Raw genomic sequence first — 11076 nt, forward strand, 5'->3', positions numbered from 1 at the left:
ACCAAGTAGTCCGCAATCGGCACAACTGCTGCAAGGGCAGTGGAGGCTAAAGCGGGAGGCGTATCCACCACAATGAGATCATAGCCAGAGAGCTTGCGGACATTGCTGAGGAGTTTTGGGTTTACTTCTTGGGCGAGATCAAAGCCCATGGACTGGCCGCTGCGCCGAAACCACCAGGTGGCGGAAGCTTGGGGATCGGTGTCCACCAATAGCACTTTGTACTGCTCAGCATAGGTGGCAGCAAGATTGATGGCTGTTGTTGTTTTGCCCACGCCCCCCTTTCCATTTAGGATGGCTAACAGACGGAGTTCCGCCAAGGCTCTGCCCTCCTAAAACTGTTGCAGAAAGCGCAGATCACTGGTGTAGAAGCGGCGAATGTCGTCAATTTGATGCAACACCATTGCAAACCGCTCTACGCCAAAGCCAGCGGCAAAGCCCGTATAAACCTCTGGATCGTAGCCAACGTTTTTGAAGACAGCGGGATCCACCATGCCGCAACCCATAACTTCTAGCCAGCGTCCCTGCCACTGCACATCCACCTCGGCCGAGGGTTCTGTAAAGGGAAAATAGCTGGCACGAAAACGAATCGGCACATCGCCAAAGAGTTCCGCCAAGAAGGTTGTGACCGTGCCCTTGAGGTCGGTAAAGGTCAGTCCCTCATCCACTGCCAAAATCTCAACCTGGTGAAACACGGCAGCGTGGGTTGCATCCTCGGTATCTCGACGGTAACAGCGACCAGGGGCCACAATGCGGATGGGGGGGTCGTTGAGTTCCATGTAGCGGATCTGCACCGAAGAGGTGTGGGTGCGCAGGAGATGACCATCGGGCAAGTAAAAGGTATCCTGCATATCGCGGGCAGGGTGATCGACTGGGGTATTTAGGGCTTGGAAGTTGTAGTAGTCACTTTCCATCTCTGGGCCATTGGCAACCGTATAGCCAAGACCCACAAAAATATCGAGGATGCGGTCGATGGTGCTATTGAGGGGATGAATGTGACCTTGGGGACGAAAGACCCCCGGCATTGTTACATCCAGCGTTTCTGCAGCTAACTGCGCAGCAATTTTTTCCGCTTGCAGGGTTTGGCGCCGTGTCTCTAGCTCTTGGAGGAGGCGCTCTTTAAGGGTGTTGGCAAGGGTGCCAATCGTGGGGCGATCGCTGGGGGGCAATTTGCCCATGAGGGCAAGAATTTGCGAGAGTTCCCCTTTTTTGCCAAGATAGGCTACCCGCAGTTGTTCTAGCCGCTCAAGGGTATCTGCTTCGGCGATCGCCTGTAGGGCGTGGGTTTCTAACTCTTTGAGTTGTTGGCTGAGCCGATCGCGATCAAAAGTGGGGGTCGTCATGGCACAATGCGGTTGCGGAGTAAAGAAAGGTCAACAGCAGTGGTCTAGGTAAAGATAGGGAATTCCGCTGGGGAATAAGCCTTGATTATAGCGCTCTGCCCAAAATTGCGATCGCGATGGTTTTAGCTCATCGGCAGGAAGCCTTGCGCTCTTGCTGCTCAACGTACCGCTGCCACTGCTCCACCACTGGTAAGGACTCATCCCAAAGCGCCGACTGCCCATGGAACTTGTTTACCCGCAGCCTGAACTAGAGACAGATTTAAGAAAGTTTTGCCAACCCTGGGAGAGCCGGGCGGTGGGTTGTGAAGGTCAACCCCACGTCACAGCACTGGGGAATTTGCTTGAACCAAGTGCCGCAAGCGTAATCCGACCGTTGAGAGGTGAACTCTGAAGTGCTGATCAAAGAAGCGGGTCTGGGGCATCGGCGCACTATAAAATGCGAAGATCGACAAATTGGAGAAGCTTGCCCCCTATGCGCAGTGGGGGGGTCGGGAGTATGTCACAATGCCGATGCCTAACCTAATGAGCCAGCCTAAACCCACTGTCGGTCACTGGTTGGCCACAGCCCCCCAAGCCTTTTTGCAGTCACCCCGATTTTCCGCTGGCCGCGAACAACGGATGGCAATTGTTGCCGCTGGACTGTGGTTTTTGGCACAACTTCTTTATCTCCACTATCTATCAGGAATCCCTTGGCCGTGGTTAGAAAGCCTTGTGGAGGCCGCTGCTGTGGTAATCATTGGCGGTTTTCCTGTGCTCTGGTGGGCAGTCGGCAAGCAAGATTTTGAGACAATTGCTCGGCGCTGGCCGAGACGATTGCTCCTAAGTTTGGGACTGTACATCTCGATTGGCCTTCTGCTGCCGCAAGTGACTTACTTTCGTTGGCACCGAATTCTCAGCAACTTAATCTTTGCCGATCAGCCGTGGCTGAATTTACTGATTTTTCTTGGCGGCGTCTGGGCAATGGTGCGTGTTCCCTTCCTTTTACGGCAGAAAACGGTACCGAGGCCAGTGCTGTGGGGCTGGATTAGCGGGGCAGCGCTCTATTTACTGCTTAGCCACAGTGGGCTGATCTCGCCAGCATTTGAGCACAGCGAAGGATTCGTCATTACCCCCCTCTATTTGCTCTTATGTGCTTGGGGCGATTGGCAGCGGCACCACCTCCCCAAAGAGAAACCAACGGGGTTGGGCTGGCAACACCTGCCCTTGATTGCAGTCTCTCTCTTTAGTCTGTATTGGTTCTCGACCCCCTACTTTCGCTTTGGCCCTTTGGTGGCGCTACAGCTATTTATCCTAGTCATCATTTTTGGCACTGGGTTGGGGCGATCGCACTTTGGCTATAGCTTTGAACCGCGCTGGCGCGATGCGCGCTTACTGGGGGCAATGTTCCTAGGAGCACTTCTTACAATGGTGCCCTTGGGGAGTTTGTTGGGCTTTTTGCCCTTGGCGCAATTTAACTTCACCCCTTCGCTACTTCAAGTATTTGTCTATTCGACGCTTTTTGCGCTGCGGGTGGGCATTTTTGAGGAGGTGCTCTTTCGCAGTGGTCTGATGATTTTTGTGCGGGATCTATTGCAGCACTATAGGGGCGATCGCTACCCCCCTGTTGTCCTTGCTTGGGGTGCTATTCTCATTTGCTCTCTGCTTTTTGGCATTGTGCATATGGGCAATGAGCCGAATGCCAACATTCAACTGCCCCTGCTTGTTTACCGAGGGGTGTATATCCTTATGGCAACATTTGCTTCCCTTTTTTACTGCCTCGCCTTTGCCTGTACTCAGCGGTTGTGGGCAGGGGTCATCCTCCACGGCTTGGTGGATGCAATCGCCGTTGTCTTTTTTGGCGCTGCCCTTGTGGCACCCTTTTAGGGCACAACAATCACAGGCACACCGGGTTGCACTTTTTCAAACAGTTCTTCAATATCGGCGTTATACATGCGCACGCAGCCGTGGGAGACAGCGTGACCCACAGACTCAGGATTGGGGGTGCCATGCAGCCCGACCCAATTTTTGCCATCACTCCAAAAGCCGATCCAACGCCGCCCCAAGGGATTTCGGGGATGCCCTCCGGCAATCACCGCACCTGTAAAGGGATTTTTCCAAGCAGGATTGCGAATCATCTCTCGCACTTGAAATATGCCCACAGGGGTTTCCCACCCCGGTCGGCCAACAGCCACTGGATAGCGGCGCAGCGGTGTCTGTCCTCGATAGAGGGTTAATTGCCGCCGCGAGAGGCTAATTTCTAAGTGCAGGGGGGCAACCCTAGGATTCGAGATAATGGCTGGCGATGCACTGGCAAGGGCAAAGGGGAGCGGGTCTAAAAGGTTGAAGCTCACCAGTCCCCAAAAAGCGATCGCGCCGCGGCTGAGGCCTGAGAACCCTTGTCTTGGCATGGTGCAATTGACTCCTCCCACCGCAAGATTAGACTAACAGAGAGTAGATACAGTAACTGTCGGGCAATTTTTCAGGATTGTAGATGAACAGTCAATTCCTGCGCTATTTGCCCCTGGCAACGGGGATTCTGGGGGGCACCCTCCTACTGCTCAATCGTCTCCTGACGCCAGTGCTTACCCCCTCGCAAGCGCGGTCTGATGTTGTGGGGGTCATCCTGGCGGCGGTGTTGATTTTAACGACGTTGATTTGGCAGCAGGTGCAGCCCCGTCCGCCCGAAGCAGTAATTCTGGAGGGGGAGGAGGGCTTTGAGCTGGCGGCTGATTTAGATTCGGCATTGAAAACGGAACTGGCGTGGCTTTCCTATACGTTGCTCACCAATACACCCACAAAGTCAATAGTTATTTGGCGGGGCGATCGCTCCCTGCTGCGGCGCGGCATTCTCGGACCTAAACCCATGACTGCCCCTGGTGCCATTGTCCAGCGCGCCCTGCAAACCCAACGCCCCATCTACTTGGTCAATTTAGCCCTGTACCCCGGTCGCATTGAATTTGACTATTTGCCCCCCAATACCCAAGGGGTGATCTGCCAACCGGTGGATGAACAAACTGTGATGATTCTGGGCACCAATGCCCCCCGCAGCTATACCCAGCAGGATGAACAGTGGGTGGCTGCCCTAGCCGCTAAGTTCGCCCAGGTGCTGGCGGGGCAGTACAATAAAGACAATCAAGGCCTAGACGCGCTTTGAAATGCTGTTTGACACCGAAGACCGTTATTAGGATTTTGATATTTACTATGACTGTTGCAACCTCTGCCACCGCTGCTGTGCCCAGTGATTCGCGTCAACGGGTGGCTACCTTTGTAAAGAATTTACAGGATCAAATTTGTCAGGCCTTAGAGGCTGCCGATGGCGGTGCCCAGTTTCAAGAGGACATCTGGGAACGACCCGAAGGCGGTGGCGGGCGATCGCGGGTAATGAAAAATGGCCGCCTTTTGGAGCAAGGGGGGGTCAATTTCTCAGAAGTCTGGGGCGATCAGTTGCCGCCCTCCATTTTGGCGCAGCGGCCAGAGGCCGCCGGCCATAGGTTCTATGCCACCGGTACCTCAATGGTGCTCCATCCCCGCAATCCCTATGTGCCGACGGTGCATTTGAACTACCGCTACTTTGAGGCAGGGCCAGTGTGGTGGTTTGGGGGGGGAGCCGATTTGACCCCCTATTACCCCTTTGCCGAAGATGCTAAACACTTCCATCAGGTGCACAAGGCTGCCTGCGATCGCCATCACTCGGAGTACTATCCCGTATTCAAGCGCTGGTGTGACGAATACTTTTATCTAAAACACCGCGGCGAAACCCGTGGCGTAGGGGGCATTTTCTTTGACTACCAAGATGGCAGCGATCGCGAGCTGTACCGTGGTCCTGACCCCAATGGCGAAGCAGCCCGCTATAGCCGCCAAGTGGGTTCCGTTGGCCCTCGTTCGTGGGAGGATCTCTTTGCCTTTATTCAAAGCTGTGGTCAAGCCTTCCTCGAGGCCTATCTGCCGATTGTGGAACGGCGGCGTCACCTCGAGTATGGCGATCGCGAGCGACAATTCCAGCTCTATCGGCGGGGGCGCTATGTGGAATTTAACCTTGTCTATGACCGCGGCACCATCTTTGGCCTGCAGACCAATGGCCGCACGGAGTCTATTTTGATGTCCTTGCCCCCCCTAGTGCGCTGGGAATATGGCTATCAGCCAGAACCCAATAGCCGCGAAGAAGAACTGTACACCACATTTTTGAAACCCCAGGACTGGGTGAATTGGCAACACTAAAGATTTAATTTATGAGGATCAGTGCCCCTGTGGTTCGCCGTGTTTTTGCCCTCCTTGGAGATTTGCGCCTAGCGATTCTCCTACTCCTAGGGATTGCGATCGCCAGTATTGGCGGCACAGTCATCGAGCAGGGGCAGTCCCTCAGTTTCTATCAAGCCAACTATCCCGAAGACCCCGCCCTGTTTGGCTTTCTCAGTTGGCGAGTCCTGTTGGCCTTGGGGTTAGATCATGTGTATCGCACCCCTTGGTATCTCACCCTGTTGGTGCTCTTTGGCCTCAGTTTGATAACCTGTACCTTGAGTCGGCAAGTGCCCGCCCTGACTGCCGCCCAACGCTGGCAGTACTACCAAGCACCGCAACAGTTCACCAAGCTTGCCCTGAGTACTGCAATTCCCCAAGGCTCCCTTAAAGACTTGGCCACTGCCCTTGCCGCTAGGGGCTACCGCGTCTGGCAAACCGATAACCAACTCTATGCCCGCAAAGGCATGGTGGGTCGGATTGGCCCAATTGTTGTTCATGCCAGTCTGATCCTGATTCTGCTGGGGGGGATTTTGGGGGCGCTGACGGGGTTTATGGCCCAAGAACTGGTGCCCAGTGGTGAAACCTTTCATCTACAGCACATTGTTCAGGCAGGCCCCCTAGCACGGGTACCGCAGGACTGGTCGGTCAAGGTAAATCGCTTTTGGATTGACTACACCGAGGCGGGGGACATCGATCAATTCTACTCGGATCTTTCCGTCTTGGATGGCGAAGGGCAGGAGGTAAAGCGGGGCACCCTCCATGTCAACCAGCCCCTCAAGTACGGTGGGGTGACCCTCTATCAGGCGGACTGGGGTATTGCCGCCATTCGCTTTCGCCTCAACAACAGTCCTGTGCTGCAACTGCCTATGGCCGAACTGGAGACAGAGGGAAAAGGTCGCCTCTGGGGCACGTGGCTCCCCACCAAGCCCGATCTCTCTGCAGGGATTTCCCTGATTGCGCGGGATCTTCAAGGCACGGTTTTCATCTATAGCCCCCAGGGGGAATTTCTGCGTAGCCTGCGCACAGGCATGAGTACAGAAATCAACGGCGTAAAGTTAACGTTGGTTGAACTGGTGGGCAGTACGGGGCTGCAAATTAAAGCCGATCCGGGAATTCCCCTTTTTTATGCGGGGTTTGCCTTTTTAATGGCTGGAGTCCTCATGAGCTATGTCTCCCACTCCCAAGTGTGGGGGTTGCAGGCAAACGAAATCCTCTATCTGGGCGGACGCACCAATCGGGCACAGTTGACCTTTGAGCAAGAATTGACGGCGATCGCTTGGGAATTGACTCCCCAAAATCGCGCCACCGCAGTGGAGGCCTAACCCCTTGACTCTCTAGTTGACTGGAGACTTCAGGATCAACAGAGAGTGTTCTAGGAAAAGGCCACCATGACTCACCTCATGTTCAAGGTGCAGGGGATGCGCTGTGCCGCCTGCGCCAATGTCGTTGAAACCGCCCTGCGATCGCTGGCGGGGGTTGTGGATTGTGAAATTCATTTTGCTGCTGGCCAAGCCAGTGTGACCTACGATCCGCAGCGGGTGACCTGGTCGGATTTACAAGGGGCGATCGCCCAAGCGGGCTACCGGGCAGAGCGCCTGCCAGAAGAGGGACTCCTAGGGGACACTGCCGCCGAGGAGTTTGCCTATCGGGCTGAACTGCGCCGTCTCCGACGCCGCCTCCTCTTTGCCGGGGGCGCGACGCTCCTGTTGCTCCTCGGCAACCTGCCCATGATGACAGGGTGGTCTTTCCCTTGGCTTTCCTCTTGGCTGCACCATCCTTGGCTACAACTGCTGCTGACAGCTCCAATTCAGTTTTGGAGTGGCGAATCCTTCTATGAGGGGGCATGGCAAGCACTGCGCTATCGCACGGCAACGATGGATACCCTGGTGGCTTTGGGCACCAGTGTTGCCTTTTTTTACTCCCTCTTTGTTACTCTGTTTCCCCAAGTCTTGCCCGACCCTACTGCAGAGGTCTATTACGAGGTGTCAGCCGTTGTCATTACCCTCATTCTCCTGGGACGTTTTCTTGAAAATCGGGCTAGGCGGGAAACGGCAGCCGCCATTCGTCAACTGCTGGCACTGCAACCCAAAACAGCACGGGTCATTCGCAATGGGGAAGCAGTGGAGATTCCCCTCATTGCAGTCCAAGTGGGAGATTTGCTCTTGGTGCGCCCCGGCGAAAAAATTCCCGTAGATGGGGAGATTGTGGCTGGGACTTCAACGGTGGACGAATCCATGGTGACCGGCGAGAGCCTGCCGGTGGCAAAGCAGCCAGGGGATGAGGTTATTGGCGCTACCCTCAATCAAACGGGAAGTTTGCAAATGCGCGCCACACGGGTGGGGCGAGACACCTTTTTAGCACAGATGATTCAACTGGTGCAGCAGGCGCAGGCCTCCAAAGCCCCCATTCAAAAACTGGCGGACCGCATTACGGCTTGGTTTGTGCCCACAGTTTTGGCGATCGCCCTCCTCACGGGGCTCCTGTGGCTTACCCTGGGCCGCAATCCCGGCCTTGCCCTGTTCACCACCATCAGTGTCCTGATCATTGCCTGTCCCTGTGCCCTTGGCTTGGCTACTCCCACCTCAATAATGGTGAGCACAGGCAAAGCAGCGACCTATGGCATTTTGATCAAAGATGCCCGCAGTCTCCAACTTGCCCAGCGCCTGCAAACCCTAGTCTTGGATAAAACAGGAACGCTGACCCAAGGCCATCCCAGCGTCACAGACTGCCACTGCGAAGGGGATGCCAACACCCTGTTGTGCCTTGCCGCCAGTGTGGAGTGGCACTCTGAGCATCCCTTGGCGGCTGCTGTGGTTGAATACGCCCAAGCGCAGGGGGTCTGTCTGCAAACTGTCTGCGATTTTGTGGCCACCATGGGTCAGGGGGTACAGGGCGTTGTTGCAGGTCAACGGGTGCTCATCGGGACGCCAGCCTTTCTTGAAACCCACGGTATTGACACCAATTCTTGGCAGTCCCAAGCACAGCGCCTTGCCCAAGCAGGAAAAACCGTTGTTTGGATGGCCGTGGAGGGAAACGTCAAGGGTTTGCTGGCCATTGCCGATCCCCTCAAACCGGAAGCCGCAGCGGTGGTGGCTGCCCTCCAGCACATGGGCTTAGAGGTGATTTTACTCACCGGAGACCACGCTGCTACGGCTGCCGCGATCGCCCAGCAAGTGGGGATTGACCATTACATTGCCGATGTCCGCCCCGATCAAAAGGCAAAAATAATTGCTGCACTCCAGCGTCAGGGCAAGTGTGTGGCCATGGTCGGCGATGGCATTAATGATGCCCCAGCCCTAGCGCAGGCAGATGTGGGCATTGCCTTGGGCACGGGTACCGATGTGGCGATCGCCAGCAGCGACATTACCCTCATTTCCGGTCATCTTCAGGGCATTCTCACCGCCCTCCAACTCAGCCGTGCCACAATCCGCAATATTCGGCAGAATCTCTTTTTTGCCTTCATTTACAATGTGGCCGGCATTCCCATTGCCGCAGGCGCCCTCTACCCCTTGAGTGGCTGGCTGCTCAACCCCATGGGGGCGGGGGCGGCCATGGCCTTTAGTTCCTTTTCCGTGGTCATGAATGCACTGCGCCTGCGCTATTTTCGCCCCAGACAAGATGGAATAGAGCCAATGAGTTAAGCCCTATTCTGTGGTCGTAACTGGGTTGAGCTTCACTGGCGCACCGCTGTTCTGGAGGTGTTCTGACCAGCAGTCACCCGGCGGAGCAGCCGTTGTTCCCTCTTTTACAGAAGCAGTGGTAACACCAAAACTGCCGGGCTTTGCCCAAACACACCCAGAAACCCCTGTCCCTGCCGGATCAATTGCCTGAGCGTGTACCGAGACATACCAAGGATTGCCCCCTCCATGAAGAATAGCGTTTGTATTTTCGTCTCTAACTTCGTCATAGGCAAGGGTAAGGGGGTGGTAGCCCTCTACGCGATAACCGCCACCACTTGTGTTATAGATTCCGAGCAGCCGTAGCTTGGTGGCAAAAATTTTGTGGCGCACGCGGTAGGCTTCCTGGGCGCGGTTCACTGCACCGATTGTGCTCTTGGCACTGGCCAGTTGCGCTTTGTGTTTTTGATTTAGGAGGGAGGGCAGGGCAATTAGAGCAATGATCCCAAAAATAACAATCACTACCAATACTTCTGGCAATGACAAACCGCTGTTGTGAGTGATTTGGCGACGCCGCTGCAGTTGTTCATTGAGTGTAAAGAGCAATTTTAGACACGTGACCGGTGGTAGCATAACATCATCCTTGAAGGGGCTCGGTGGGTGGAAACCTTTAGGTCTTCCTAGGGGAGAAGCGGCTGAGTTTCTGTTCTCATTTTACTCTCGATAAGCTTTACAAATCTCACCCCGTTCAGTACGCATTGCCCCCAACACCGTTGAGAGGCGCACACAGTGGATATAGTCATTTTCATAGGCATAAATGCTAAAGGAGATGCGCCGAGGCGTTACCGGGGTAATGACTCGACCTTGGTGGTCAAAAGCAAGCTCGCATTGATTGGTGCTCTGGGCTTCTGACTGCCAGCATTCCAACACTTTCCCAGTCGAATCTGTCTTTGGTGAGTTAAAGTCTGTTCCCCACATCACCATGACAATCTGCTCATCCTCTTCAACAAGGGGCTGCCACGTCCATTGACTCCGCGGGGTAGTGGTGGGGTTCATTGTCCACTCTACACCCGTGTCTGTATTGCGAAAGGCCACTACCCAAGGTGACTTTTCTTTTTTGGCAGTAGCCTGGGCAAGGCGCAAAACATTGCGAGCATTATTGGTTGCCGCCCGCACCCGCTGCTGCTGTAACAACGGAAAGAGGCTCATTGTGCCAATGCCGATGATGATCCCAATTAGGACAATGACCACCAAAATCTCGACAATGCTGTACCCCAACTGCCGTGCGCTTTTCATACCAGACTCCCTTAGAATTTCGGAACTTTACGGTACACAGAGCGGCTCAGCACAGTGGTTGTGATCACGGGTCGAGTGGCCTCATCTTGGGCGCGAATGCCCGGCAGCCCGTGGGGATTTCCGCGCAGATAAACAAAGGTGGCATTGTTAAAGCTTTCCCCCCGTGACTGCACACAGGCATAAAAACTATTGGGCACACGCGCATCGTCTAAGGGCGTCCGCACATAGGCGGGGATGAAGGGAGTGTTAATCTCTTTTTGACAAGGAATGAGAGCACTCTCATTGTACCAATCGAGGTCAATAAAGTCTGCCACCACCACGGCTCGGTTTATGTCGTTTTCGGGCAGTTCATCTAGCAGACTTTCGTTGTTGTTGACCTAGATTGGCCACTCGGCAAAGTTGGTGAAGCCACATGGCTCAACATAGCCTAGATTGAGTTCAAGAGAGTTATTGGTCAATTTTTTGTATTTACGCAGGGCATAGCGACGCAGCCGTGCCCGCCCCTGCCACACCCCCTCAGAATCAGGGGTTGTATCGAGATAGTACACCACTAATGTGTGGGCACGACGCCCATTTTGGAGGGCAATACAATCAGGCCGCAGGGA

At 54.8% G+C, this 11076-nt stretch carries 13 protein-coding genes; 5 read left to right on the forward strand and 8 right to left on the reverse strand.

The annotated features are described in order from the left end of the window. The 3 genes from P3X23_RS01735 to P3X23_RS01745 all read right to left on the reverse strand — a co-directional run. A partial coding sequence (locus P3X23_RS01735; protein ID WP_300872546.1) for a ParA family protein occupies nt 1-317 on the reverse strand: 317 nt, incomplete at its 3' end. Nucleotides 318-329: 12 nt separating this feature from the next. Beyond that, a complete protein-coding gene (gene pheS, locus P3X23_RS01740; RefSeq protein WP_300872548.1) occupies nt 330-1340 on the reverse strand; it encodes a phenylalanine--tRNA ligase subunit alpha in 1011 nt (336 codons plus the stop codon). Nucleotides 1341-1370: 30 nt separating this feature from the next. After that, complete coding sequence (locus tag P3X23_RS01745; RefSeq protein WP_300872550.1) at nt 1371-1562, reverse strand: hypothetical protein; 192 nt, start codon at nt 1560-1562, stop codon at nt 1371-1373. A gap of 231 nt (nt 1563-1793) precedes the next feature. On the opposite strand from P3X23_RS01745, the gene P3X23_RS01750 reads away from it, so the two are divergent. Further along, nucleotides 1794-3203 carry a CPBP family intramembrane glutamic endopeptidase gene (locus P3X23_RS01750; protein ID WP_300872552.1) on the forward strand — a complete coding sequence of 470 codons (1410 nt, stop codon included), beginning with the start codon at nt 1794-1796 and terminating at the stop codon, nt 3201-3203. Here the strand turns inward: P3X23_RS01750 and P3X23_RS01755 are convergent. Beyond that, nucleotides 3200-3727 (reverse strand): L,D-transpeptidase, encoded by a 528-nt coding sequence (locus tag P3X23_RS01755; RefSeq protein ID WP_300872554.1) that lies wholly within the window; start codon nt 3725-3727, stop codon nt 3200-3202. The two genes, P3X23_RS01750 and P3X23_RS01755, sit on opposite strands and share 4 nt — an antisense overlap. 83 nt (nt 3728-3810) lie before the next feature. Here P3X23_RS01755 and P3X23_RS01760 point away from each other — a divergent pair, with 83 nt between their 5' ends. The 4 genes from P3X23_RS01760 (at nt 3811) to P3X23_RS01775 (ending at nt 9199) form a co-directional block, all read left to right on the forward strand. Beyond that, entirely contained in the window at nt 3811-4473 is a 663-nt protein-coding gene (locus P3X23_RS01760; RefSeq protein WP_300872556.1) for a cofactor assembly of complex C subunit B, read from the forward strand. Nucleotides 4474-4520: 47 nt separating this feature from the next. Then, nucleotides 4521-5537 carry an oxygen-dependent coproporphyrinogen oxidase gene (gene hemF, locus P3X23_RS01765; protein ID WP_300872558.1) on the forward strand — a complete coding sequence of 339 codons (1017 nt, stop codon included), beginning with the start codon at nt 4521-4523 and terminating at the stop codon, nt 5535-5537. Nucleotides 5538-5548: 11 nt separating this feature from the next. Beyond that, nucleotides 5549-6880 (forward strand): cytochrome c biogenesis protein, encoded by a 1332-nt coding sequence (locus P3X23_RS01770; protein WP_300872560.1) that lies wholly within the window; start codon nt 5549-5551, stop codon nt 6878-6880. Nucleotides 6881-6946: 66 nt separating this feature from the next. After that, on the forward strand, nt 6947-9199 hold the full coding sequence (locus P3X23_RS01775; RefSeq protein ID WP_300872562.1) for a heavy metal translocating P-type ATPase: 2253 nt from the start codon (nt 6947-6949) through the stop codon (nt 9197-9199). Nucleotides 9200-9202: 3 nt separating this feature from the next. On the opposite strand, the gene P3X23_RS01780 is transcribed toward P3X23_RS01775, so the two are convergent. The 4 genes from P3X23_RS01780 to P3X23_RS01795 form a co-directional block, all read right to left on the reverse strand. Then, a complete protein-coding gene (locus P3X23_RS01780) occupies nt 9203-9808 on the reverse strand; it encodes a type II secretion system protein (RefSeq protein ID WP_300872564.1) in 606 nt (201 codons plus the stop codon). A gap of 81 nt (nt 9809-9889) precedes the next feature. After that, nucleotides 9890-10471, reverse strand: a complete 582-nt coding sequence (locus P3X23_RS01785) for a prepilin-type N-terminal cleavage/methylation domain-containing protein (RefSeq protein WP_300872566.1) — start codon at nt 10469-10471, stop codon at nt 9890-9892. 11 nt (nt 10472-10482) lie between these two features. After that, nucleotides 10483-10791 carry a hypothetical protein gene (locus P3X23_RS01790; RefSeq protein WP_300872568.1) on the reverse strand — a complete coding sequence of 103 codons (309 nt, stop codon included), beginning with the start codon at nt 10789-10791 and terminating at the stop codon, nt 10483-10485. A 57-nt stretch (nt 10792-10848) separates the two neighbouring features. Beyond that, a partial coding sequence (locus tag P3X23_RS01795; RefSeq protein ID WP_300872570.1) for a hypothetical protein occupies nt 10849-11076 on the reverse strand: 228 nt, incomplete at its 5' end.

The sequence above is a fragment of the Thermosynechococcus sp. Uc genome (assembly GCF_029335995.1).
In the GTDB taxonomy this organism is placed as follows: Bacteria; Cyanobacteriota; Cyanobacteriia; order Thermosynechococcales; family Thermosynechococcaceae; genus Thermosynechococcus.

What these genes read in the sequence shown, in the direction of transcription:
- pheS (WP_300872548.1), bottom strand. Translation starts at nt 1,340, where the DNA reads ATGACGACCCCCACTTTTGATCGCGATCGGCTCAGCCAACAACTCAAA.
- P3X23_RS01745 (WP_300872550.1), bottom strand. Translation starts at nt 1,562, where the DNA reads ATGGGCAGTCGGCGCTTTGGGATGAGTCCTTACCAGTGGTGGAGCAGT.
- P3X23_RS01755 (WP_300872554.1), bottom strand. Translation starts at nt 3,727, where the DNA reads ATGCCAAGACAAGGGTTCTCAGGCCTCAGCCGCGGCGCGATCGCTTTT.
- P3X23_RS01760 (WP_300872556.1), top strand. Translation starts at nt 3,811, where the DNA reads ATGAACAGTCAATTCCTGCGCTATTTGCCCCTGGCAACGGGGATTCTG.
- hemF (WP_300872558.1), top strand. Translation starts at nt 4,521, where the DNA reads ATGACTGTTGCAACCTCTGCCACCGCTGCTGTGCCCAGTGATTCGCGT.
- P3X23_RS01770 (WP_300872560.1), top strand. Translation starts at nt 5,549, where the DNA reads ATGAGGATCAGTGCCCCTGTGGTTCGCCGTGTTTTTGCCCTCCTTGGA.
- P3X23_RS01775 (WP_300872562.1), top strand. Translation starts at nt 6,947, where the DNA reads ATGACTCACCTCATGTTCAAGGTGCAGGGGATGCGCTGTGCCGCCTGC.
- P3X23_RS01780 (WP_300872564.1), bottom strand. Translation starts at nt 9,808, where the DNA reads ATGCTACCACCGGTCACGTGTCTAAAATTGCTCTTTACACTCAATGAA.
- P3X23_RS01785 (WP_300872566.1), bottom strand. Translation starts at nt 10,471, where the DNA reads ATGAAAAGCGCACGGCAGTTGGGGTACAGCATTGTCGAGATTTTGGTG.